The organism is Mesorhizobium sp. AA23 (genome assembly GCF_001672435.1).
Lineage (GTDB): Bacteria > Pseudomonadota > Alphaproteobacteria > Rhizobiales > Rhizobiaceae > Mesorhizobium.
Genome location: NZ_LYTP01000009.1, coordinates 63,516 through 86,177 on the forward strand (window position 1 = coordinate 63,516; position 22,662 = coordinate 86,177).

Here is a 22,662-nt window from a genome sequence, read left to right on the forward strand (position 1 = left end):
TCAAGTTGTGGCAAATACCATGGCGGGGATCACGTCCCGACGACCCGCTGCCACGCTCGCGCGTAATCATGCCAAGCCGGATCTGAGGGTGGCTCGGTCCGCTCGCCTTTGCTGATGACGGTAGCGCCGTCTGACGCCAGCAGTGCCGCGCCGATGCTCGTTCCTGTCGACGTCTCCGACGCAATGACAGCCCGTCCCGTTGCCGCCGCCAGCATGCGGATAAAAAGCGGGTTCCGCGCAAAGGGCCCTTCGACCGTCGTCGGCCCGTCGCCGCCAATCAACTCCAGGCAGGTCACGGTCATCAGCGCCAGATAGAACGAGATGGCGGTGAAGCGCTGGCCGGGAGGCAAGCCCTCGGCGTTGACCCATTGCGCGGCGCGGTGAGGGAATGGCCCGGAGCCTTGTTGGGTTGACGGCAGAAGCGATGCTTTTCGTGCCAGCGCGGCGGCAACATCGGCCTCGGTCCAGTCCTGCCGCTGGCCTTCAGTCAGCAGCGAAAACTCGCGTCCACCCATGAAGCGCGCCGACGGCACGGGATCGCCGAGCGCATTGACATTGACCAGCGTGTCGCGCGCCGGGTCGAGCTCGACCTTCTTGCCGCCGACCGCCATCGACACCACCCATGTGCCGGTCGAGACGACGGAGAAGGGCGGCCGATCGGACAGCAGATGCGGCAGAAGCGAGGCGTTGGAGTCGTGCAGGCCGCAGAACACGGGAGTCGCGGGGTCGAGCCCTGTCAGTCGGGCAATCGCCGGCAGGATCGATCCGAGCCTGTCCTTCGCCCGACGCACGGGCGCCATCAGCGGACGCCAGCCCATCCTGTCGACCAGCGAGGAATAGTCGGACGTCCAGGGGTTCCACAGATCGGTGTGGCAGCCCAGCGATGTCACTTCGTTGGCGGCGACGCCGGTCAGCCGCAGCGCCCAATATTGCGGATACATCAGCATCGCGGCGGACTTGGCGAATTCCACTGGAAAGCGCTTTTGCTGCCAGAAGAATTGCGCGCCGAGATTAAGGCCGATGGGCAACCGCGGCGTGCCTGTTTCGGCGAAGGGAGCGCGTACGGCGTCGTAGTCGGCCGCAAGCTGGTCGGGGCCGTCGAACTCATAGTCGAGCACCGGCAGCACCAGTTCGCCGGCGGCGTCGACCAGCGCCCCGGTCGCGCCATGCGTGGTGATCGAGATCGCATCGATCCGCCGCTCGCGGTTGATATCGGCGAGGCTGTTCAGGATGAACGTCCACAGCGCCTCGACATCGTGATAGGGGTAGGGCGCCTGCCAAACGGGCGCGTTCGCGGTGCGGCGCAGCGCGATCTCGCTCGGCGTCGTGAGCTCGACCAGCGCCACCTTGGCGTTGGTCTTGCCGATATCGATGACGGCGACGTGGCGGATCATGCCATATGGAACATGGTTTCCAGCGGCACCGCCACCGGCTCATTGTCGGGTTTGGTTTCCATGAGGTCGGCCATATGCGCCCACCAGCGCTGCATCACAGGATGTTTCGGCAGGTCGGCCATGCCGTGATCGTCGCGTCGCCACAGCACGCCGAAGAGGATGCTGGTCTCCTCGTCGAGATAGATCGAATAGTCGGAGACGCCGGCATCTCTCAGCAGCTCCGCCAGCTCAGGCCAGATCTCGTCATGGCGGCGCTTGTACTCGGCCTTCATGCCGGGATTGAGCTTCATCTTGAAGGCGTGTTTCTCCATCAGGCGAAACGTCCTTCGCGCAGCCGCCGCCAGACGATCGGCAGCGCAATGACGATGATCAGCAGCAGGCCGATGAAGATCGACATGACGATGCCGGGCACGTTGAGCAGGCCGAGGCCGAAGGTCACCAGCCCCATGATGAAGGCGGCAAGAACCACGCCGAGGATGCTGCCGGCGCCGCCGAGGATCGACACACCTCCCAGCACCACCATGGTGATGGCCTCCAGCTCATAGCCCTGCGCAATCGACGGCCTTGTCGAGCCGAGCCGCGACGTGATCAGCACCGAGGCGATGCCCGACATCAGCCCGGTCAGGCAAAACAGGATGAATTTGATGCGGTCGACGCGCACACCGGAGAACTGGCAGGCGACCGGATTGTTGCCAATGGCAAAGACGCGCCGGCCGAAGCTCGTGCGATGCAGCACGAACCAGTAGACCAGCGCCGCGAAAAGGAACAACGCCAGCTCGAACGAGAAGACCCACCAGACATAACCTTGGCCGAAGAAGGCGAAACTCTCCGGATATCCCTTATAGGCTTGGTCGCCGAGGATGATGAAGGCGATGCCGCGAAACAGGCTCATCGTGCCGATGGTGACGACGATGGAAGGCAGGCCGAGCCTGGTGACGAGCAATCCGTTGAAGGCGCCGCAGCCGAGCCCCACGGCGATGCCGATCGCGACCAGCACCGGCGTGCCGGCGCCCGCCTGCGCCGCCATGCCCATCATCGTCGAAGCGAGCGCGACAATCGCGGCAACCGACAGGTCGATCTCGCCCGAGATGATCAGCAGCGCCATTGCAAGCGCAATCAGGCCCTTTTCGGTGAAGTTGAAGGTCAGATCCGAGAGCGACCACGGGTCGAGGAAATAGGGCGAGGCGAAGCTGTTCACCGCGAAGATGAGGATCGCGATGACTACGAGCAGTGCCTCCCAGGAAAAGATCGCCGAAGAAAGCGGCTTGTCGAGCCGGTCGGGGATATGGCGCGGGGCAGGGGTGGTGTCCGTCATGCCGCTTCCGCCTTTCTGAGGATGATGCGACCCTGCCGGCGCTCGCCGCGCGCGTTGAGCACCACGGCCAGGATGATGGCGCTGCCCGAGATCGCCATCTGCCAGAAGGGCGAGATGTTGATGACCGGCAGCGCGTTGGAGATGATGCCGAGGAAGAGCGCGCCGAGCACCGCGCCGCCGACCGAGCCAATGCCGCCGGCGATCGAGATGCCGCCGATGACGCAGGCGGCGATGATGTTGAGCTCGTAGCCGTTGGCGACTTCGACCGAGGCGATCACGTAGCGCGAGATCCATAAGTACCCGGCTAGCCCGCCGATCATGCCGGAAATGCAGAAGACGATGAACTTGGTGCGGCCGACATCGATGCCGGCATAGACCGAGGCGGTCGGGTTGACGCCGATGGCATAGATCGAGCGGCCGATCTGCGTGCGCGTCATCGCCAGAAAGAACAGCGCAATGACGAGAAGCGCGATCCACGACAGGACCGGCAGGCCGAGGAAGGCGGCGCGCTGGAAGTTGATGAAGTCGGGGCTCATCTGGTCGGCATTGACCCAGGCGCCGCCGGAGACGACGAAGGTGGCGCCGCGATAGATGGTGAGCGTGCCGAGCGTGACCACGATGGACGGGATATTCAGCCGCCACACCAGGAAGCCGTTGATGGCGCCGAGCAGGAGGCCGACAAGCAGTGCGATGACGATCAGCACCGGGATCGGGATCGCCGGATGGGCGGCGTTGAGCATGGCCACGACCATGCCGGTGAAGCAGAGGTTGGACGCCATCGACAGATCGATCGAGCGCGTCAGGATCACCACCATCTGGCCGAGCGCCAGGATCATCAGGATCGAGGTGTCATTGAACACCTGGCGCAGATTGGCCGGATCGGCAAAACCGGGGAAGCGGGTCGAGATCAGCCCGATCAGCAGGACGATGCCGGCGAGCAGCCAGATCTCGCGGTACTTGAGAAAATTCTTCATGCCGCGATCCCCGCTGCGGTCCTGACCAGCGTCTCGGCGTCGAGGCCTTTGTTGTCGTAGGTGGCCGCGATACGGCCTTCACGCATGACCACGACCCGGTCGGACATGCCGAGGATTTCCGGCAGTTCCGAGGAGACCATGATCACCGATAGCCCCTGCGCCACGAGCTCGGCCATGAAGCCGTGCACGGCGGCTTTGGAGCCGATGTCGATGCCCTTGGTCGGCTCGTCGAGGATGATGACCTTCGGCGTGGTCGCCAGCCATTTGGCGATGACCACCTTCTGCTGGTTGCCGCCGGAAAGCGTGCCGACATCCTGGCTGAGCGACGAGGCGCGCAGGTCCAGCCGCTCGGTGTAGGAGCGGGCAAGTGAGAACTCTTTCGCCAGCTTGAGCACGCCGGATTTCGAGGTGCGCGCCAGCGAAGGCAGCGACACGTTCTGAAAGATCGGCAGGCCGATGACGACACCCTGCTTGCCGCGCTCTTCCGGCACATAGACGATGCCGGCCTTGATCGAATCCGCCGCCGATTTCGGCGCGATTGAGTTGCCGTCCAGCGAAATCGTGCCGCGGCTGGTGCGCGTGATCCCGGCGATCGCCTGCATCACCTCGCTGCGGCCGGCACCGACCAGGCCATAGAAGCCGAGGATTTCGCCCTTGCGCAATTCGAAGCCGATATCGTCGAACTCGGTCGGGTGCGACAGGCGGGAGACCGACAGCACCGGCGCGCCGATCTTCGGCTCGCGCTGCGGAAAGATGTGGTCGACGTTGCGGCCGACCATCATACGCACGATCTCGTTCTGGCCGGTGTCCTTGAGCAGGCCTTCGCCCACCATCTCGCCGTCGCGGAAGACGGTGTAGCGGTCGGCGATGCGGTAGATCTCGTCGAACTTGTGGCTGATGAAGAGCACCGCCTTGCCTTCGCTCTTCAGGAATTCGATCAAGAGGAAAAGCTCCTCGATCTCCTTCATCGAAAGTGCGGCGGTCGGCTCGTCCATGATGACGATGCGCGCGTCGATGGACATGGCGCGCGCCACCGCCACCAGATGCTTGTTGGCGATGCCGAGGTCCTTCAGGCGGGTGTCGGCGTCGATGTGACCGGCGCGCATCGTCTCCAGCACCTCGCGCGCATTTTTGCGCATGGTGCGCCAGTCGATGGTGCCGAAGCGGGTGCGCGGCGCATGGCCGAGGAAGATGTTTTCGGCGACCGAAAGGTCGTCGAACAGCACCGTCTCCTGATGGATGGCGGTGATGCCGTGGCCGAAGGCGGCATGCGCGCTGGGCAGCGTCGTGGCCTGGCCGTCGATGCTGATTTCGCCGGCGTCGGGCTGGTAGATGCCGGTCATGATCTTGACCAGCGTCGACTTGCCGGCGCCGTTCTCGCCGATCAGCGCCGTCACCTGTCCGGGATAGAGCGACAGGCTGACATTGTGCAGCGCCCGAACGCCCGGAAAACTCTTGGAGATGCCTAAGAGCGTCAGGCGCGGGGCCAATTTGTCCTCGCCCTCGCGGGGAGGGTCGCGAACAACGTGAGCGGGATGGGGGTTGTCTAGCATATCAAGTTAAGGTCCTGGTGCATGGAAGCGTCGTCACCCCCGCCCCGTCTCGCCAGTTTTGCTTCGCGACACCGCCTCGCCGACCCTCCCCACAAGGGGGAGGGTGCAAGCTCCTCAGATCAATAGATCTTTGAGAACTTCTCGATGTTGGTCTTGTCGAACTGGAAGGGCGGAGCCATCGCAGCCGAGTTGGTGTCGTCGAGCGTCACCTTGCCGACGCGGCCGATCGACAGCGTGGCGCCGGGCTTGGCCTCTTCTTTCTTCACCGCCAGGTCATGCGCGAGATAGATCGCCGAGTAGCCGAGGTCGATCGGGTTCCACAGCGCGACCGCCTGGCTGGCGCCGTTGTCGATGAACTTCTTGAACTCCGACGGCAGCGCGAGGCCGGTGACGTTGACCTTGCCGATCAGGTTCTCGTCGGTGACGACCTGCGCGGCGGCAACGACGCCGACGGTGGTCGGCGCGATGATCGCCTTGAGGTTCGGATAGGATTTCAACAGGCCCTTGGCTTCGTCGGTGCTCTTGGCGGAGTCGTCATCGCCATAGACGATGGCGACCAGCTTGATCTTCGGGAACTTCTCCGGCAGCACCTTCTTGGCCGCTTCGATCCAGGCATTCTGGTTGGTCGCGGTCGAGGATGCCGAGAGGATGGCGACATCGCCGCCTTCCGGCAGGTAGTCGGCGGCGAGCTTGATGATGGTCTCGCCGATCAAATTGGTGTCGGACGGGTTGAGGTGGAGCTGGCGGCCTTCCTTGGCGACGCCGGAGTCCCACGAGATCACGGTGATGCCGCGATCCATCGCCTTCTTCAGCACCGGCACCAGCGCATCGGCGTCATTGGCCGAGACGGCGATGGCATTGACCTTCTGCGCGATCAGCGAGTTGATCACCTCGATCTGCGCCTCCGCCGTCGCTTTGGTCGGACCGGTATAGATCACGTCGACGTCGCCCAGTTCCTTGGCCGCTTCCTCGGCGCCCTTGTTGGCGGCGTCGAAGAAGCCGTTGCCGAGCGACTTCACGACCAGTGCGATCTTGACGTTCTCGGCATAGGCGCCATTCACGAACATGGCGGCGGAAAAGGCCGCCGTGACCAGCAGTTTCTTCAAAAAGCTCATCGAATATCCTCCCTTGAGCGTTGCATTCCATCGCCGCTGCGGGCGCGAGTTGTCCTCAGACCTGCAGTGAAGATTCCTCCTTGTCGCTTGACTGTTTGCGGGCGACGATCAGCGCCACACCCGCGGTTTCCAGCATCTTGGCTTCGCGGTCGTCGATACCGTCGTCTGTGATCACGGTCGTGATGCGCGACAGCCCGCACAGGATCAGGCTGGAGCGCATGCGAAATTTCGAGGAATCGACCAGCACCACCAGCTCGTCGGCCTGGTCGATCAGTTTTTGCTCCGCCTGGATCAGCAGCGGGTCGCCTTCCATCAGGCCGAGCGGTCCCAACCCTTGAGCGCCCATGAACATGCGCCGCGCATAGAAATTGCGCGTCACGTCGTTGTCGAAGGGCGACAGGATGATGTTCTGCTCGCGATAGATCGTGCCGCCCGACAGCATCACCGTGTTCTTCGAGTGCTTGAGCAGGTGCTCGGCGATCGGGAACGAGTTGGTGAAGATCGGCATGCGGCGGCCGGTCAGGAAATGCACCATCTGGAAGGTCGTGGTGCCGCCATTGATGATGATCGGCTCGCCGTCCTTGCAAAGGTTCACCGCTTCGCGGGCGATCGCCCGCTTCTGCGCGGCGTTCAGCGTTTCGTTGACCGAGAAGGGCCGGCCGGCAAGGCCGATGACTTGCGGCGGTGAGATCGCCTCGGCGCCGCCGCGCACCCGGCGCAGCCGCTTTTGCACATGCAGCGCCGCGATATCGCGCCGAATCGTCGCCTCGGAGGAGTCCGTCAGGTCGACCATTTCCTGCACCGTCACCACAGGCTTTTCCTGGACGGCGGACAGAATGATCCTGTGGCGCTCTTTTTCGTGCATGGTTCCTCCCTGCCTGGCTATCAGGCACCAGAAAACGCGCAGTGTCAATCATTTCCAATCACATATTTTCATTGTGCAGTGCAATATGATCGATCTTGATCGTTTATGATTGACAAGAGGCCCTGTTGCGTAGACATTCCAGCCAAATTGGACTGCTCGGTTTTAGCGTCCCAAGGGAGGATACCTATGCTCGACAAGCGCTCCGGCTCGCGCCTCGCCAATCTGTGGGACGATGCAAGGGCCGAAGGGATGAGCGGTCCCGAGCTTCTGGTCTATCGCTCGAACACGCTGGGTTCAGACAAGCGCGTCACCAATTATGGCGGCGGCAACACCTCGTCCAAGGTCTGGCAGAAAGACCCGCTGACCGGTGAGGACGTCGAGGTGCTGTGGGTCAAGGGCTCGGGCGGCGACAGCGCTTCGATCAAGCTCGACGGGTTTGCGACCCTCTACATGGACAAGCTGCGCGCGCTAAAGAGCCTCTATCGCGGCGTCGACCACGAGGATGAGATGGTGGGCTATCTGCCCCACTGCACCTTCAACCTCAATCCGCGCGCGGCCTCCATCGACACGCCGCTGCATGCCTTTGTGCCGAAGGCTTGCGTCGACCACATGCATCCCGATGCCATTATCGCAATTGCCGCGGCGAAGGACTCCAGAGCGATCACGAAAGAGGTGTTTGGCGAGGCCATCGGCTGGCTGCCTTGGAAGCGGCCGGGCTTCGAGCTTGGGCTGTGGCTGGAGAAATTCTGCCGCGAGAACCCCGACGCCAAGGGCGTGGTTCTCGAAAGCCACGGCCTGTTCACCTGGGGCGACACGCCGAAGGAATGCTACGAAAGGACGATTTCGGTGATCAATCAGGCGATCGACTGGTTCGAGCGCAAATCCGACGGCAAGGCGATCTTCGGCGGCGAGGTGGTGAAGGCGCTCGACGCGCCGGCACGGCGTGCCATTGCCGCGAAACTCATGCCGAGAATCCGCGGCCTGATCTCGGAAAAGAGCCATAAGCTCGGCCATTTCGACGACCAGCCGGCAGTGCTCGAATTCGTCAATTCGAAAGACCTGCGCCCGCTGGCGGCGCTGGGCACGTCCTGTCCGGACCATTTCCTGCGCACCAAGATCCGGCCATTGGTGATCGAGTTCGATCCGGCAAAGCCGGATGTCGATGCCGTCATCGCGCGCCTCGCCGACGACATTGCAGCGTATCGCGTCGGTTACCAGGCCTACTACGACAGCTGCAAACATCCGGACTCGCCCGCCATCCGCGATCCGAACGCGGTCGTCTATCTGATGCCGGGCGTCGGCATGTTCACTTTCGCCGGCGACAAGGCGACGGCGCGCATCTCCGGCGAGTTCTACGTCAACGCCATCAACGTCATGCGCGGCGCCTCGACGGTCTCGTCCTATGTCGGCCTGCCGGCACAGGAGGCCTTCGACATCGAATACTGGCAGTTGGAAGAAGCCAAGCTCCAGCGCCTGCCGAAGCCGAAGGCGCTGGCGGGACAGATCGCCCTGGTCACCGGCGGTGCCGGCGGCATCGGCCGCGCCACCGCCAACCGCCTGCTGCGCGAAGGCGCCTGCGTCGTGCTGGCCGATATCGATGAGACCGCGCTTGCCGGCGCTCACGAAGAACTGTCGAAAGCCTACGGCAAAGACTTCGTCCGTCCGGTGCGGATCGACGTGACCTCGGAAGATCAGGTCACGTCGGGCTTTGCCGAAACTTCGGTCGAGTTCGGCGGCATCGACATTCTGGTTTCCAATGCCGGCCTGGCCTCCTCGGCGCCGATCGAGGAAACGACGCTGGCGTTGTGGAACAAGAATATGGACATCCTGTCGACCGGCTATTTCCTCGTTTCGCGCGAGGCTTTCCGGCTGTTCCGCGCGCAGAAGATCGGCGGCAATGTCGTCTTCGTCGCCTCCAAGAACGGCCTTGCCGCTTCGCCCAACGCCACCGCTTACTGCACGGCCAAGGCGGCCGAGATCCATCTCGCGCGCTGTCTCGCGCTTGAGGGTGCGGAGGCGCAGATCAGGGTCAACGTCGTCAATCCGGACGCCGTGCTGCGCGGCTCCAAGATCTGGACCGGCGAATGGAAGGAACAGCGCGCCGCCGCCTACAAGATGTCGACCGACGATCTCGAGGAGCATTACCGGTCGCGTTCGATGCTGAAACGCTCGGTATTTCCGGAAGATATCGCCGAAGCGATCTACTTCTTCGCTTCCGACATGTCGGCCAAGTCGACTGGCAACATCGTCAATGTCGACGCCGGCAACGCGCAGAGCTTTACGCGGTAAATTGTCAAAGCCAGCGCTGCCCCTCACCCTTACCCTCTCCCCGTAAGAACGGGGAGAGGGGGCGCCAGCGCTGGAGCGCGTCCCTTCTCCCCGTGACTATACGGGGAGAAGGTGCCGGTAGGCGGATGAGGGGCAGCGCAGACGAATTGGGAGGAAAAAATGTCCGAACACATCATCGCAGCCGACCTCGTCGCCAAACATAACGCTGTGCGCAACGCTTACCTGGAGCGCGACTACGCCTCGCTCGGCGAACGCCTCGACCGGCGCGGCATTGCCATCGACGCCATCCGCGACAAGGTGGAAAAATTCGGCGTCGCGATCCCGTCCTGGGGCGTCGGCACCGGCGGCACGCGCTTTGCCCGTTTTCCCGGCCCCGGCGAGCCGCGCGACATCTTCGACAAGATCGAGGATTGCGCCGTCATCAGCCAGCTGACGCAAGCGACGCCTACCGTCTCGCTGCATATCCCGTGGGACAAGGCCGATCCGAACCGGCTGAAGCAGGCGGCGGCGCGTTTCGGGCTCGGGTTCGATGCGATGAACTCCAACACCTTTTCCGACGCGAAGGACCAGAAGCTCTCCTACAAATTCGGCTCGCTGTCGCACGCCGATGCCGGCACGCGCCGCCAGGCGGTCGAGCACAATCTCGAATGCATCGAGATCGGCAGGACGCTTGGGTCGAAGGCGCTGACGGTTTGGATCGGCGACGGCTCGAACTTCCCCGGCCAGGTCAGTTTCGCCAAGGCCTTCGAGCGCTATCTCGACGCCATGCGGCAAATCTACGCCGGCCTGCCGGACGACTGGCGGCTGTTTACCGAGCACAAGATGTACGAGCCGGCCTTCTATTCGACCGTCGTGCAGGACTGGGGCACGAACTACATCATCGCCAAGGAGCTCGGCGACAAGGCCTTCTGCCTCGTCGACCTCGGCCACCACGCGCCCAACGTCAACATCGAGATGATCGTGTCGCGGCTGATTCAATTCGGCAAGCTCGGCGGCTTCCACTTCAACGATTCCAAATATGGCGACGACGATCTCGACGCCGGTTCGATCGATCCTTACCGGCTGTTTTTGGTCTTCAACGAGCTGGTCGATGCAGAGCTTTCGGGTGCCAAGGGCTTCCATCCCGCGCATATGCTCGACCAGAGCCATAACGTCACCGATCCGATCGAAAGCCTGATGCTGTCCGCGGTCGAGGTGCAGCGCGCCTATGCGCAGGCGCTGCTGGTCGACCGCAAGGCGCTGGACGGTTTTCAGGAAGCGAACGACGCGCTGATGGCGACGCAGACGCTGAAGACCGCCTACCGCACCGATGTCGAGCCGATCCTCGCCATGGCGCGGCTGAGAACCGGCGGCGCCATTGATCCGGTCGCCGCCTATCGCGAGGCCGGCTACCGGGCGAAGGTCGCGGCGGAGCGGCCGGGCGTCGCCGGCGGTGGCGGCGGGATCGTCTGACACCCTCATCCGGCCGCTTCGCGGCCGCCTTTCTCCCAAGGCAGAAGAGGTTGGCGTCGGCGCTGACGAGCTCCTTCCCCCGCGGGAAGAGGTCGGACTGCCCCGAATTGCCCTTCGCAATTCGAGGCAGGTGAGGGGCTCTGCCCAATGCTACTCCAATTGTTATTGGACTAACGCGCTCCAACGGTCTTTCCTGGGTGTCCCCCCGCCTTGGAGACCCACCATGCATCTCACCCGCCGGACGCTGATCGCCGTCAGCTTTGCGCTCACTGTTGCCTTCACACCATCGGCCGCCGTTTTTGCGGCTTCGCCGGCTCCCGCCAAGGGCGAGCACGGCATGGTGGTGACCGCCCAGCATCTCGCCACCGAAGTCGGCGTCGACGTGCTGAAGAAGGGCGGCAACGCCGTCGATGCGGCGGTCGCCGTCGGCTATGCGCTGGCCGTCGTCTATCCGAATGCCGGCAATATCGGCGGCGGCGGTTTCATGACCATCCGCTTGAAGGACGGCCGTTCGACCTTCATCGATTTCCGCGAGCGCGCGCCCCTTGCGGCGACCAAGACGATGTATCTCGACAAGGACGGCAAGCCGATCAAAGGTGCCAGCCTCGACGGTTATCTCGCCGTCGGCGTGCCTGGTTCGGTGGCCGGCTTCGAGATGGCGCGCGAGAGATACGGGACCTTGTCCAGACAGGATCTCATGGCCCCGGCGATCGCCTATGCCAAGGACGGCTTCGTCCTCAACCAGGGCGACGCGGCCTCCTTCGCCGGCGGCGCCGACCGGCTGGCCAAGGATCCGGCAGCGGCCGCTATTTTTCTGAAAAAAGACGGGAAGCCCTATGGCATCGGCGAGAAGCTAGTCCAGCCGGACCTTGCGGCCTCGCTCTCGGCGATCTCCGAGAAAGGCCCCGATGCCTTCTACAAGGGGCCGATTGCCGACGCGATCGTCAAGGCGAGCGGCGCCAAGGGCGGCATCCTCGCCAAAGGCGATTTCGAGCAATACGCGGTGCGCGAGCTGAAGCCGGTGACCTGTTCCTATCGCGGCTACGAGATCATCTCCTCGCCGCCGCCGAGTTCGGGCGGCGTCATCATCTGCGAAATCCTCAATGTGCTCGAAGGCTATCCGCTGTCCTATCTCGGAGCCGGCTCGGCCGAGACCGTCCACGTCATGGTCGAGGCCATGCGTCATGCCTATGTCGACCGCAATTCGGCGCTCGGCGATCCGGATTTCGTCGACAATCCGGTCTCGAAACTGCTCGACAAGGGCTATGCCAAGGACATCCGCGACAAGATCGATCCGTTCCGCGCCGGCGTCTCGAAGGACTTGATGCCCAAGGGCTTCGGCGAGTCGAAGGAAACCACCCATTATTCTATCATCGACAGGGACGGCAACGCGGTAGCCGTCACCTATACGCTCAATGGTTCCTTTGGCGCCGGCGTCGTCGCCGACGGCACCGGGATCCTGCTCAACAACGAAATGGACGATTTCACCCAGAAGCCCGGCGTGCCCAACCTCTACGGACTGGTCCAAGGCGAGGCCAACGCGATCCAGCCGAAGAAGACGCCGCTGTCCTCGATGAGCCCGACCGTCGTTGTGAAGGACGGCAAGCCGTTCATGGTCATCGGCAGCCCGGGTGGCTCGCGCATCATCACCATCACGCTGGAGGCAATCGTCAACGTCATCGACCACGGCATGAACATTCAGGAGGCGATCGACGCTCCGCGCATGCACCATCAATGGCTGCCCGACACCGTCTATGTCGAGCCTTTCGGGCTTTCTCCCGACACCGAAAGGCTGCTTGCCGGCATGGGCTATCATCTCGATCTCAGTGACCAGACCTGGGGCCAGGCGGCCGGCATCCTTGTCGGCGGCAAGAGCCTGGCGGAGATCGAGAAAGGTGGCGGCGCCCGCTACAACGGAGCCATCGACAGCCGCGCCGCTTCCGGCGAGGCGCTGGGCTACTGACTATACGACAAGGGTAATGGTCGAGGCAATCAGCAGCACCGCCGCGATGCCGACGAACAGCGCATACATGCGCGGCCGGTCAATCAGCAGCGCGTTGCCCGAAATCCAGGCCGAAGTGGCGCCGCCCAACGCAAACAGGAAGCCGTTGCGGTGGCCGAAGGTCATCGAGGCGGCCATCAGGCCACCGATGATCAGCGCGCCGAACACGATGATGACGGCAACGGCATATTTCTCGAAATCATTGCCGCTGCCCATCGCCGGTCCCATTGCGTTGAGATTCGGCAGATCGTCCGGATCAAAGGGGCTGGCCGAGCCGTATTCGTCTTGACCGAGGGATTCGCGCATCATTCGTTCTCCGCTGAGCGGCAACAAACCATCAACGCTTGCCAAGTGCAACCGGCAACGCCACCGCCATCATGCGTTCGCCACCCGGCTGGTGCCAACGTGCCACGGTTTCCTGGATAGCCTCAACGCCGAGGGCTTCGATCCGGTTCCACAAGCTTGATCTCTCTGGAAAAATCGCTGCGCACGATGCCGTGCCGCTGCAGCTTGTCGTAGAAGGTCTTGCGCGGAATGCCGAGCGCCTCGATCGTACGCCGGACATCGCCGCCATTGCGGCCAAGTGTCTCGCGGATGATCTCGGCCTCGTAGCGCTCCAGCCGTTCCGGCAAGGGCATCGAGACGTCCAAATCTGTCGGCTGAGCGGCGGGGCTGCTGCCGATCTCTTCCAGACCGAGCACGAAGCGCTCGGCAAAATGGGCGAGCTCGCGGACATTGCCGGGCCAGTCGTGTTCGCGCAGATGGCGCTGGACGGCGGCCGGCGCCGCGGGCACCTGGCGATGAAAGCGGGCAGCGGCGCGCTCGGCGAAATACCCGAACAGCAACGGCACGTCGTCCCGGCGCTCGCGCAATGGCGGGATCGAAAGCGTCACCACATTCAGCCGATAATAGAGGTCTTCGCGGAAATTGCCGCGCTGGCCGGGATCGCCGAGATCGATCTTGGCGGCGGCAACGACGCGCAGGTCGACCGGCCGGATTTCGTTGGTGCCGAGTGGCGTCACCTCGCGCATTTCGAGCACGCGCAGCATCTGCACCTGAGTGGAGGGCGGCATGCTTTCGATCTCATCGAGGAACAGCGTGCCGCCGCTCGAATGCTCGATGCGGCCGACGCGCTTCTTCTGCGCGCCCGTGAAGGCACCGGCCTCATGGCCAAACAATTCGCTTTCGATCACCGTCTCCGGCAACGTGCCGCAATTGAGCGCGACGAAATTGCCCTTGGCGCGGCGGCTCCAGCGATGCAGCAGGCTCGCCACCACCTCCTTGCCCGAGCCTGTCTCGCCGGTCACCAGCACATCGACATCGGTGTCGGCGATCTGTCTCAGCGTGCGGCGCAGCCGCTCCATAGCCGGTGTCTGGCCGATCAGCGGAAGACCTTCCTGCGCCTGCTCGGCCGCTTCGCGCAAGGCGCGGTTCTCCATAACAAGACGGCGCTTTTCCGCGGCGCGCCATACACTTTGCGCCAGCCGGTCGGCCGCGAAGGGCTTGGTGATGAAGTCATAGGCGCCGTCCTTGATCGCCTTTACCGCCATGGCGATATCGCCGTGCCCGGTGACGAGGATGACGGGGATATCCGGGTCAAGGTCGACCACGAGGTCGAAAAGCTGCAGGCCGTCCATTTCGGGCATGCGGATGTCTGACACCAAGACGCCGGCAAAGCCGGCATCGAGGCCGGCGAGTGCCTCGCTTGCCGAGGAAAAGGCAGACACGGCAAAACCGGCGAGTTCGAGCGTCTGCTTCGTCGCCTTGAGCAGGTCACTATCGTCATCGATCAGGATGACCGGATTGCCGTCTGTCATCTCGGGCCAGCCTTCGAGAGATGGATGGTGAAGCGGGTGCCGGTCCCGCTGCTTGTCACCTCGATACGCCCGCCATAGTCGGCGACGATGTCCTTCGAGATGACGAGCCCGAGCCCCAAGCCCTTTTCCTTCGAGGTATTGAAAGGCGTGAACAGCGATTTCAGGATCGCCGGCGGAATCCCCGGTCCGTTATCGGACACGATCAGCGCGACGCCGTCGGCGGTTTCCGCGGCGGACACTTCGACCCGAGCACCGTCACGCCCCTCGAGCGCTTCCAACGCGTTCTGGAACAGGTTGATCAGCACCTGCTCCAACCGCAGCCGGTTCCCCATCACTTTCAGCGTCGCCGGCGGCAGCGTGATCGCCAGCGCGTCCAATCGGCCGGCAAAGCGGCTCCTGAGCAGCACCACTGCGCCTTCGATGACGCTGCGCAACTCGACCGGCTCGGCGGCGGTGCGACCCTTGCGGGCGAAAGCTTTCAGCTCCTCGGTGATGGAGCCGATGCGTTCGGTCAGCGCGGCGATGGCGCCGAGATTTTCCTCCGCCGGCGCCGTCTGCTTGCGTTCCAGGAAAACGCGCGCATTGTCGGCATAGGCGCGGATGGTCGCCACCGGCTGGTTGATCTCATGCGCGACGCCCGCGGCAACCTGGCCGAGCGTCGCCAGGCGGTTGGCCTGCACCAGCTCCTGCTGCATGACCTGCAGCTTGGCTTCGGTGCTGCGGTGGTCGGCGATCTCGGCCTGCAGCCGGTCGCGCGCGAGGCTGAGGTCCTGCGTGCGCTCGACGACGCGCCGTTCGAGTTCGGCGCGCGCCGCCTGCTCGGCAGCGATCCGCATCTGCGCGGACTGCCGGCGCCACAACAGATAAGCGGCCAAAGCGAGCAGCGGGACAAGGACGCCGAGGGCCAACAAACGCATTTCGCGCTGCGCCGCCGCGATCGGCGCTTCCGCCGGCACGAGATAGTCGAGGCGCCATGGCGTCGACGGCACGGCGGTGGATAGCCGCAGATACTCCGCGTCGCTGCCGCCGGGCGTGATGGCGTGCACCAACGCGACATCGGGGCTGAGCGGTTGTGGCCTCGTGATGGGCAACGGCACCAGCGGAGCCTCGCCGAACTGCTGGCTGGCGCGGATGTCGGCCGCGACTGGAGCGGCCAGCGGCGCCGTCGTCATGAAGCGCCAGGAGGGCACGCTGGTGATCAGCACCACCCCATGCTCGTCGCTGACATAGGCCGGGCGGTTCGCCTCGTGCCAGTCGGCTTCGAGCTGGTCGAACTCCATCTTGACCACGACGACGCCGAGCGGGGCCGCCGCACTCCCGACACGGCGCGAAATGTAGAGGCCCGGGCGCTTGCTGACATTGCCGAGCGCGAAATACTCGGCCGTGCCGGATTGCATGGCGCCCGAGAAATAGGCGCGAAAACCGTAGTCATTGCCGACGAAGCTTACCGGCTCGCGCCAGTTGCTGGAAGCGATGGCCAGCCCGTCCGGGCCGGTGACGTAAAGCACCGAGGCCTTGGTGCCCGAAACCAGCCCTTCGAGCTTGCGGTTCAGCACGTCGATCGAGGCGGGGCTGCGCTCAGCGAGCGCGTCATGCACCTGCTGGTCTTCGGACAGAAGCAGCGGCAGCGCGCGCGGATTTTCCAGCACCGCGCGCAGCAGCGCGACCTTGAGATTGGCGTCGGTCCGCCCTTGTGCCGACAGCGCCTCGATCTCGGTCGAGCGTCCGTAGAGGCCGGCGCCATAGAGTGCTGCAAAGACGATGAGAAGCGCCACCGCCGCAAACAGCAGCCAGGCGCGCCGCGCCCGCCCGGCGAGCAGTTCGGGCGTCGAAGCGAGGGCAGCGGCGGGGCGTTGCAGCATCGCCCATTTGTGCATGATTTCGCACAAAGCACAATTCGAGCTATGCGGATCGCCGCACTGCGCTGTCGAATGGCAAAGCGCGTTGCGTCAGAAAACCAAACAAAATCAATGCTCGACGCCTCAAGGCGCAATCTGGCACGGCCGTTGCAAATGCATCCGCAGCAGCCGCGAGGCTGTGAAGGTCAACTGCCCCGGGAGGTCGAGCTTCTCGATCGGGGCCGAACGGAGGACATCATGCAGACGGCAATCGCTGCCGCGGAACCGCGCGGCAAAGTTCCCTTTTATCGGCATCTTTACGTGCAGGTCCTGGCGGCGATCGCCGCCGGCATCCTGCTCGGCCATTTCTATCCCGACATCGGCGCCTCGCTGAAGCCGCTCGGCGATGCCTTCATCAAGCTGGTCAAGATGGTGATCGCGCCAGTGATCTTCCTCACCGTCGCGACCGGCATCGCCGGCGTCTCCGACCTGCATAAGGTCGGCCGGGTCGCCGGCAAGGCGATGATCTATTTCCTCGTCTTCTCGACACTGGCGCTCATCGTTGGCCTGATCGTGTCAAATGTCGTCCAGCCCGGCGCCGGCATGCACATCAATCCGGCGACGCTCGACGCCTCGAAGGTCTCGACCTTCACCGAGAAGGCGCATGATACGACGATCGTTGGCTTCCTGCTGAACATCATCCCCGACACCATAACCGGCGCCTTCGCCCAGGGCGACATCCTGCAGGTGTTGTTCTTCTCGGTGCTGTTCGGCGTCGCTCTCGCTTTGGTCGGCGAGCGCGCTCGTCCGGTGGTCGACTTCCTGCAGGCGCTGACGGCGCCGATCTTCCGCCTCGTCGCCATCCTGATGAAGGCTGCGCCCATCGGCGCCTTCGGCGCCATGGCCTTCACCGTCGGCAAATACGGCATCGGGGCGATCGCCAATCTCGCCTTCCTGATCGGCACCTTTTACCTGACGTCGTTGCTCTTCGTGCTGATCGTGCTGGGCGCGGTGGCATGGTACAACGGCTTCTCCATCCTCGCGCTGATCCGCTACATCAAGGAAGAGCTGCTCCTGGTGCTCGGCACCTCATCGTCGGAGGCAGCACTTCCCGGCCTGATGGCCAAGATGGAGCGCGCCGGCTGCAATCGCTCGGTGGTCGGTCTTGTCATCCCGACCGGCTATTCTTTCAACCTCGACGGCACCAACATCTACATGACGCTGGCAGCGCTGTTCATCGCCCAGGCGACCGATACGCCGCTCACCTTCGGCGACCAGATCCTGCTGCTGCTCGTTGCCATGCTGAGCTCCAAGGGTGCCGCCGGTATCACCGGCGCCGGCTTCATCACCTTGGCGGCCACGCTTTCGGTCGTGCCTTCGGTGCCGGTTGCCGGCATGGCGCTGATCCTCGGCGTCGACCGCTTCATGTCGGAGTGCCGCGCGCTGACCAACTTCGTCGGCAACGCCGTCGCGACCATCGTCGTGGCGCGCTGGGAAGGCGAGCTCGACCAGAAGCAGTTCGCCGCCGCCATGGCCGGCCAGATGCCGGAGGAGGCAGACCTCGCGCTCTCAGGCGGCCTGCAGCCGGCCTGAGCGACCGAAGCAATTCCGGGAAAATTGCCTCGGTGACTTCACCGTAGCCTTCGATCCGGAGTTGCGCAGACAAAGAGCGTCCACCCAAGCCGAAACAGGCCGTGGCTCCGCCGCGGCCTGTTCTTTTTGTCGGACGCCGCATAGGGTGGCGCGGGCCGGCATTCTTGCCGGTGCATCCAAGCGTGAGGGCCGGCGGATGAGCAGCGCGTTTCCCGAGATCTACCTTGTCCGCCATGGCGAGACGGAATGGAGCGCATCGGGCAAGCATACCGGCCGCACCGACGTTCCGTTGACCGCGAAAGGCGAACAGGCCGCACGCGGCGTCGCCGACCGCCTCAAGGACCAGGCCTTCCAGGCGGTCTGGTCGAGCCCGTCGCAGCGCGCCTTCGACACCTGCCGGCTGGCCGGCTTCGGCGAGCGCGCGCTCAAGAAGGCCGATCTGCAGGAATGGGACTACGGCGCCTATGAAGGCGTGACAACGAAGGAAATCCTTGCCGGACGCCCCGGTTGGCAATTGTTTCGCGACGGCTGCCCGGGCGGCGAGACGGCAGCCGATGTCGGCGCCAGGGCCAATGCGATCGTGGCCGAAATCCGGACGGCGGCCGGCAATGTGCTCATCTTCTCGAGCTCGCATTTCCTGCGCGTGCTTGCGGCGCGCTGGATCAGCCTGCCGCCGGAAGGCGGCGAACATTTCGTCCTCGATACCGCGAGCCTCAGCATCCTCGGCTACGAGCACGACCTGACCGAACCGGTCATCCGCCGCTGGAACCAAAAGTAGTTCCGGCCCCTGTTAAGCGGCAAGCATCGCCAGCTCCACGGCCGTTAAATGCCGCGCCTTGCCCTTCGCGAGATCACCCAACTGCAGCCTCCCGATCGCCACCCGCACCAGCCTGAGCACCTCGATGTCGAAGGCGCCGAGCATGCGGCGGATCTGGCGGTTGCGGCCTTCGTCGAGCACGATCTCCAGCCAGGCCGTGTGCCCGCCGCTGCGCAAGAGCGCGATCGAGCTCGCCGTCAGCAATTCCCCGTCGACGACAGCGCCTTGGCGGAACCGCTCGAGCATCTTCTCGTCGGGCGCGGAAGCAATCTGCACATGATAGGTCTTGGCGACATGCGAGGCAGGATCGAGCAAGCCGTTCGCCCAGCGCGTGTCGTTGGTCATCAACAGCAGACCTTCGCTCGCTTTGTCGAGACGGCCGACCGGCGACACGAAGGGCAGGTCAAGATCAGCAAGGCAGTCATAGACCGTGCCGCGCCCGTCGGGGTCGTCGCGCGTGGTGACCAGCCCGCGCGGCTTGTTGAGCATCAGATACACTTTTCGTTCCGCGGCGACCTGTGCGCCATCGACTGCGATGCGGTCGCGATCCGGATCGACGCGCAGCGACGGATCGCGCGCCACCTTGCCGGCAACGCGCACGCGTCCTTCGGCGATCATCAGTTCGGCCTGCTTGCGCGAGCAGAATCCTAGCTTCGACAGCGCTCGGTTGAGGCTGACTTTTCCAGCGATCGGTCGTCGCGGGAATTCGGGAAGCTGTCGTAGGGGCTTGCGTGTCATCGGCCGACAGATGCCATGCCGGGCAACGCCGGCGCAACCTGGCCGCCGTGCTTGCACTTCTCGCATTGCCTTTCGCTCGCAGATCGGCCGCACCTTGATCCCGCGCCAGATCCCGGCCGGCCTGGTCGCCACGCTCGCTGGCGGTCTCGTGCTGATGTGGCTGCTCCGGTGACGAGAAGCGGTGCAGCCAGCGTTTCGGGTGGTGACGAGTACGTGACTTTGCTGAACCGGCAGCGTCGTCGACCGCAATCAAATCACGGTTCCGGCGGAGCGCTCAACCGCCGGTAAGGGACGCCGTCGAAGGTTGCCGTCACGAAGCTCTTCACCGACATCTTGCGCTTATGGCCGTCGCTGCAGGCATAGACCGGCCAGCCGGCCTCGCTGCATTCGCTGGCCGCGCAGAGGCGGGCAAGGCAGTTGCCGACAGTCAGCCGGAAGCCGCCTTTGCCGGCGAAGCCCTGCAGCAGGCTGCCATCGGCCGAGCGCCATGTCCGCTGGCGAAATTCCGGCCGCAGGGCCAAAGGTTCGAGAGGGGCGGCGAGATTGGCGGTGCCGGTACGCGCCATGAGCTGAAGACGGTACCGGGCCATCCCGGTCGTATATGCGGTTACGAGGTCGGACTCACCCGAATACGCGGACGCCAGATCGGAGCGGTCGAAGAGAGGAGCCGCTCGCTCGCCTGCTTCTGTTGGCCTCGCAAGGGCAACAAGGGCGACAAGGGCCAAACAAGCTCGCACCATTTTGATTTCCAGCAGCCATGCATCTCCGGCCTGCCAGCGCCCCCGGCTGCCTTCCACACCATCCCGCCAATTGCTGCGCGGTGCAAGCCGCTGCGCCAATAACCCGTGTCACCCATTGGGCGCCGGCGGCAGTTCGAACAGGGTGGCGCCATTCTCCTGTCCCCGCTCGACATAGCCGATGAGCCGAAACCATTTTGCGACGTCCGGTCCATCGAGCCAGCTGCGCGAGTGCACGGGCAGGTTGCCGGCGAGCGCCTGGATGTGGCGGATGTGACGCCTGCAGAAGCGAACAGTTGCCGCTCTGAAGAAGTCCTCCTGCGCGGCAAACAGCGTGTCGGCCGCGTCGCCATGCTCATGCCAGGCGATAAAGGCGACGGCCTGCGCGCCCTCGACCAGCGCATGGGCCCGGCCTTCCTTCAGATTCATCATCAGATTGTCGTAGGCGGCCTTGCTGTCCTTGCCGGCCGCCAGGTACTCGTCCGACATTCGCTTGGACAGGCCGCGGAAAACATCCTCGAGATCTCCGACCGTCGCTGCGCGTGCTCTCATTTCTCCTCCTGACAGCCCGGCGGGAGTTTGGCCCATGGGAGGAGGATCACCAAGCAAATGAAATCCGCCATGCGCCTGACACGCGCAAATGCATTTCACTTGGCTTAGATGGCCGGTTGCCGCGCTCGTACGACCCGCGGTCCCGATTTGCCCAATGGACACAGGTGTCCATTCAAGCTAAGTTCGCCCCGCGCGAAGGTGGACGACTTTGTCGAACCGCGGCAGAACGGGATGGGTTATGGACTTTCGAGGACGGGGCGAGTTGATTGCGCCGGTTCGGTACGGCGCCGCCGATATGGCGTCTCAGCGGTTCTTGGCCCGTTGCACTATCGCTCACGTGATGCGGGCCTGAGCGCATGACAAGGCACTATTCAGCGCTTTCGCTATTCAAGGAAGGCGTCGCCGGCCAGACGGGCTGGGAGAAGGCCTGGCGCTCGCCGGAGCCCAAACCGCGTTACGACGCCATCGTCGTCGGCGGTGGCGGCCACGGCCTCGCCACGGCTTACTATCTCGCAAAGAACCACGGCGTCACCCATGTGGCGGTGCTCGAGAAAGGCTGGATCGGCGGCGGCAACACCGGCCGCAACACAACCGTGGTCCGCTCAAATTACTTCTACCCGGAAAGCGCGGCGATCTACGGATTGGCGCATAGTCTCTACAAGAGGCTATCGAAGGATCTGAACTACAATGTGATGTTTTCCGCGCGCGGCATTCTCACCCTCGCGCATAGCGAAGCGGGAATGGAAACCGCTGCCCGGTCCGTCAACGCCATCCAGGTCAACGGCATCGATTGCGAATTGTTCTCGGTCGAGGACGTCCGCCGGGTGGTGCCGATCTACAATTTCGGCCCGGATGCCCGCTACCCCGTCTATGGCGGCACCTGGCAGCCGAGCGGCGGCACGGCCCGTCATGACGCTGTCGCCTGGGGCTATGCGCGCGCCGCCAGCCGTCTCGGCGTCGACATCATTCAGAACTGCGAGATCAGCGACTTTATCATCGAGAACGGGCGCTGCCGCGGGGTCGTCACGTCGCGCGGCGCAATCCGGGCAGAGCGTACGGGGATGGCGGTGGCCGGCCACTCCTCGGTGCTGGCGGCGAAGGCGGGATTCCGGCTGCCGGTCAATTCCTATGCGCTGCAGGCCTGCGTGTCCGAGCCGGTCAAGCCGATCATCGACACGGTGGTGATCTCGCCGGATACGGGCGTCTATGTCAGCCAATCGGACAAGGGCGAACTGGTGATCGGCGGCGCGCTCGACCGCATCCCGTCCTATGGCCAGCGCGGCAACTTGCCGGTGCTGGAAGGCGTGATCGCAGGCATGCTCGAAATGTTCCCGATCTTCGGCCAGCTGAAGATGATGCGGCAATGGGCAGGCATCGTCGACGTCGTCCCCGATTCCTCGCCCATCATCGGCGAATCGCCACTGCCCGGGCTTTTCCTCAATTGCGGCTGGGGCACGGGCGGCTTCAAGGCGATTCCCGCCGGCGGCACGCTGCTTGCCCATTTGCTTGCCACCGGCAGGCACCACGACATCAGCCGGCCTTTCGATCTCGACCGCTTCGCCCGCGGCCGGCTGATCGACGAGGCTGCCGGCTCCGGCATTGCCCATTGAA

The 22,662-nt window shown here is 64.1% G+C and carries 19 protein-coding genes; 6 read left to right on the forward strand and 13 right to left on the reverse strand.

Annotated features, from left to right (window positions below):
* Window positions 1-29: 29 nt before the first annotated feature.
* The 7 genes from A9K66_RS09510 to A9K66_RS09540 all read right to left on the reverse strand — a co-directional run bounded on the left by A9K66_RS09510 (window position 30) and on the right by A9K66_RS09540 (window position 7,216).
* Window positions 30-1,394 carry an FGGY-family carbohydrate kinase gene (locus tag A9K66_RS09510; protein WP_067322792.1) on the reverse strand — a complete coding sequence of 455 codons (1,365 nt, stop codon included), beginning with the start codon at window positions 1,392-1,394 and terminating at the stop codon, window positions 30-32.
* Window positions 1,391-1,705: an L-rhamnose mutarotase gene (gene rhaM, locus A9K66_RS09515; protein ID WP_067322795.1), complete on the reverse strand. Its 315-nt coding sequence runs from the start codon at window positions 1,703-1,705 to the stop codon at window positions 1,391-1,393. The genes A9K66_RS09510 and rhaM overlap by 4 nt, the downstream gene beginning before the upstream one ends.
* A complete protein-coding gene (locus A9K66_RS09520) occupies window positions 1,705-2,709 on the reverse strand; it encodes an ABC transporter permease (RefSeq protein ID WP_067322797.1) in 1,005 nt (334 codons plus the stop codon). The genes rhaM and A9K66_RS09520 overlap by 1 nt, the downstream gene beginning before the upstream one ends.
* Window positions 2,706-3,683, reverse strand: a complete 978-nt coding sequence (locus tag A9K66_RS09525) for an ABC transporter permease (RefSeq protein WP_067322800.1) — start codon at window positions 3,681-3,683, stop codon at window positions 2,706-2,708. Before A9K66_RS09525 ends, A9K66_RS09520 begins: the two co-directional genes overlap by 4 nt.
* Complete coding sequence (locus A9K66_RS09530) at window positions 3,680-5,236, reverse strand: sugar ABC transporter ATP-binding protein (protein WP_067322803.1); 1,557 nt, start codon at window positions 5,234-5,236, stop codon at window positions 3,680-3,682. The genes A9K66_RS09525 and A9K66_RS09530 overlap by 4 nt, the downstream gene beginning before the upstream one ends.
* A gap of 119 nt (window positions 5,237-5,355) precedes the next feature.
* A complete protein-coding gene (gene rhaS, locus A9K66_RS09535; RefSeq protein ID WP_067322805.1) occupies window positions 5,356-6,351 on the reverse strand; it encodes a rhamnose ABC transporter substrate-binding protein in 996 nt (331 codons plus the stop codon).
* 55 nt (window positions 6,352-6,406) lie between these two features.
* Entirely contained in the window at window positions 6,407-7,216 is an 810-nt protein-coding gene (locus tag A9K66_RS09540; RefSeq protein ID WP_067322808.1) for a DeoR/GlpR family DNA-binding transcription regulator, read from the reverse strand.
* Window positions 7,217-7,402: 186 nt separating this feature from the next.
* Between A9K66_RS09540 and A9K66_RS09545 the strand changes: the two genes are divergently transcribed.
* From A9K66_RS09545 to ggt, 3 genes are all read left to right on the forward strand, one after another.
* Complete coding sequence (locus tag A9K66_RS09545; protein ID WP_067322811.1) at window positions 7,403-9,505, forward strand: bifunctional rhamnulose-1-phosphate aldolase/short-chain dehydrogenase; 2,103 nt, start codon at window positions 7,403-7,405, stop codon at window positions 9,503-9,505.
* Between the two features lie 159 nt (window positions 9,506-9,664).
* Complete coding sequence (gene rhaI, locus A9K66_RS09550; RefSeq protein ID WP_067322814.1) at window positions 9,665-10,957, forward strand: L-rhamnose catabolism isomerase; 1,293 nt, start codon at window positions 9,665-9,667, stop codon at window positions 10,955-10,957.
* A 223-nt stretch (window positions 10,958-11,180) separates the two neighbouring features.
* Window positions 11,181-12,920, forward strand: coding sequence for a gamma-glutamyltransferase (ggt, locus tag A9K66_RS09555; RefSeq protein ID WP_067322818.1), 1,740 nt, complete (start codon window positions 11,181-11,183; stop codon window positions 12,918-12,920).
* On the opposite strand, the gene A9K66_RS09560 is transcribed toward ggt, so the two are convergent.
* The 3 genes from A9K66_RS09560 to A9K66_RS09570 all read right to left on the reverse strand — a co-directional run bounded on the left by A9K66_RS09560 (window position 12,921) and on the right by A9K66_RS09570 (window position 16,638).
* Window positions 12,921-13,268, reverse strand: coding sequence for a hypothetical protein (locus A9K66_RS09560; protein ID WP_067322821.1), 348 nt, complete (start codon window positions 13,266-13,268; stop codon window positions 12,921-12,923).
* A gap of 119 nt (window positions 13,269-13,387) precedes the next feature.
* On the reverse strand, window positions 13,388-14,776 hold the full coding sequence (locus A9K66_RS09565) for a sigma-54 dependent transcriptional regulator (RefSeq protein WP_067322825.1): 1,389 nt from the start codon (window positions 14,774-14,776) through the stop codon (window positions 13,388-13,390).
* Window positions 14,773-16,638 carry a sensor histidine kinase gene (locus A9K66_RS09570; protein ID WP_156751050.1) on the reverse strand — a complete coding sequence of 622 codons (1,866 nt, stop codon included), beginning with the start codon at window positions 16,636-16,638 and terminating at the stop codon, window positions 14,773-14,775. The genes A9K66_RS09565 and A9K66_RS09570 overlap by 4 nt, the downstream gene beginning before the upstream one ends.
* A 234-nt stretch (window positions 16,639-16,872) precedes the next feature.
* Here A9K66_RS09570 and A9K66_RS09575 point away from each other — a divergent pair, with 234 nt between their 5' ends.
* The gene (locus A9K66_RS09575) at window positions 16,873-18,207 is read left to right on the forward strand and encodes a dicarboxylate/amino acid:cation symporter (RefSeq protein ID WP_067322894.1); all 1,335 of its coding nucleotides are present in this window, start codon (window positions 16,873-16,875) and stop codon (window positions 18,205-18,207) included.
* A 196-nt stretch (window positions 18,208-18,403) separates the two neighbouring features.
* A complete protein-coding gene (locus A9K66_RS09580; RefSeq protein WP_067322831.1) occupies window positions 18,404-18,985 on the forward strand; it encodes a histidine phosphatase family protein in 582 nt (193 codons plus the stop codon).
* Window positions 18,986-18,997: 12 nt separating this feature from the next.
* Here A9K66_RS09580 and A9K66_RS09585 read toward each other — a convergent pair whose 3' ends face one another.
* The 3 genes from A9K66_RS09585 to A9K66_RS09600 form a co-directional block, all read right to left on the reverse strand.
* A complete protein-coding gene (locus A9K66_RS09585; protein ID WP_067322834.1) occupies window positions 18,998-19,762 on the reverse strand; it encodes a pseudouridine synthase in 765 nt (254 codons plus the stop codon).
* Window positions 19,763-20,016: 254 nt separating this feature from the next.
* Complete coding sequence (locus A9K66_RS09595) at window positions 20,017-20,601, reverse strand: hypothetical protein (RefSeq protein ID WP_245307477.1); 585 nt, start codon at window positions 20,599-20,601, stop codon at window positions 20,017-20,019.
* Between the two features lie 9 nt (window positions 20,602-20,610).
* Window positions 20,611-21,051 carry a hypothetical protein gene (locus A9K66_RS09600; protein ID WP_066993921.1) on the reverse strand — a complete coding sequence of 147 codons (441 nt, stop codon included), beginning with the start codon at window positions 21,049-21,051 and terminating at the stop codon, window positions 20,611-20,613.
* A gap of 356 nt (window positions 21,052-21,407) precedes the next feature.
* Between A9K66_RS09600 and A9K66_RS09605 the strand changes: the two genes are divergently transcribed.
* Complete coding sequence (locus A9K66_RS09605) at window positions 21,408-22,661, forward strand: sarcosine oxidase subunit beta family protein (protein ID WP_067322840.1); 1,254 nt, start codon at window positions 21,408-21,410, stop codon at window positions 22,659-22,661.
* Window position 22,662 lies beyond the last annotated feature (1 nt).

Excerpts from the sequence above, each read along its gene's own strand:
- A9K66_RS09510 (WP_067322792.1), bottom strand. The coding sequence starts at position 1,394 with ATGATCCGCCACGTCGCCGTCATCGATATCGGCAAGACCAACGCCAAG.
- rhaM (WP_067322795.1), bottom strand. The coding sequence starts at position 1,705 with ATGGAGAAACACGCCTTCAAGATGAAGCTCAATCCCGGCATGAAGGCC.
- A9K66_RS09520 (WP_067322797.1), bottom strand. The coding sequence starts at position 2,709 with ATGACGGACACCACCCCTGCCCCGCGCCATATCCCCGACCGGCTCGAC.
- A9K66_RS09525 (WP_067322800.1), bottom strand. The coding sequence starts at position 3,683 with ATGAAGAATTTTCTCAAGTACCGCGAGATCTGGCTGCTCGCCGGCATC.
- A9K66_RS09530 (WP_067322803.1), bottom strand. The coding sequence starts at position 5,236 with ATGCTAGACAACCCCCATCCCGCTCACGTTGTTCGCGACCCTCCCCGC.
- rhaS (WP_067322805.1), bottom strand. The coding sequence starts at position 6,351 with ATGAGCTTTTTGAAGAAACTGCTGGTCACGGCGGCCTTTTCCGCCGCC.
- A9K66_RS09540 (WP_067322808.1), bottom strand. The coding sequence starts at position 7,216 with ATGCACGAAAAAGAGCGCCACAGGATCATTCTGTCCGCCGTCCAGGAA.
- A9K66_RS09545 (WP_067322811.1), top strand. The coding sequence starts at position 7,403 with ATGCTCGACAAGCGCTCCGGCTCGCGCCTCGCCAATCTGTGGGACGAT.
- rhaI (WP_067322814.1), top strand. The coding sequence starts at position 9,665 with ATGTCCGAACACATCATCGCAGCCGACCTCGTCGCCAAACATAACGCT.
- ggt (WP_067322818.1), top strand. The coding sequence starts at position 11,181 with ATGCATCTCACCCGCCGGACGCTGATCGCCGTCAGCTTTGCGCTCACT.
- A9K66_RS09560 (WP_067322821.1), bottom strand. The coding sequence starts at position 13,268 with ATGATGCGCGAATCCCTCGGTCAAGACGAATACGGCTCGGCCAGCCCC.
- A9K66_RS09565 (WP_067322825.1), bottom strand. The coding sequence starts at position 14,776 with ATGACAGACGGCAATCCGGTCATCCTGATCGATGACGATAGTGACCTG.
- A9K66_RS09570 (WP_156751050.1), bottom strand. The coding sequence starts at position 16,638 with ATGCTGCAACGCCCCGCCGCTGCCCTCGCTTCGACGCCCGAACTGCTC.
- A9K66_RS09575 (WP_067322894.1), top strand. The coding sequence starts at position 16,873 with ATGCAGACGGCAATCGCTGCCGCGGAACCGCGCGGCAAAGTTCCCTTT.
- A9K66_RS09580 (WP_067322831.1), top strand. The coding sequence starts at position 18,404 with ATGAGCAGCGCGTTTCCCGAGATCTACCTTGTCCGCCATGGCGAGACG.
- A9K66_RS09585 (WP_067322834.1), bottom strand. The coding sequence starts at position 19,762 with ATGACACGCAAGCCCCTACGACAGCTTCCCGAATTCCCGCGACGACCG.
- A9K66_RS09600 (WP_066993921.1), bottom strand. The coding sequence starts at position 21,051 with ATGAGAGCACGCGCAGCGACGGTCGGAGATCTCGAGGATGTTTTCCGC.
- A9K66_RS09605 (WP_067322840.1), top strand. The coding sequence starts at position 21,408 with ATGACAAGGCACTATTCAGCGCTTTCGCTATTCAAGGAAGGCGTCGCC.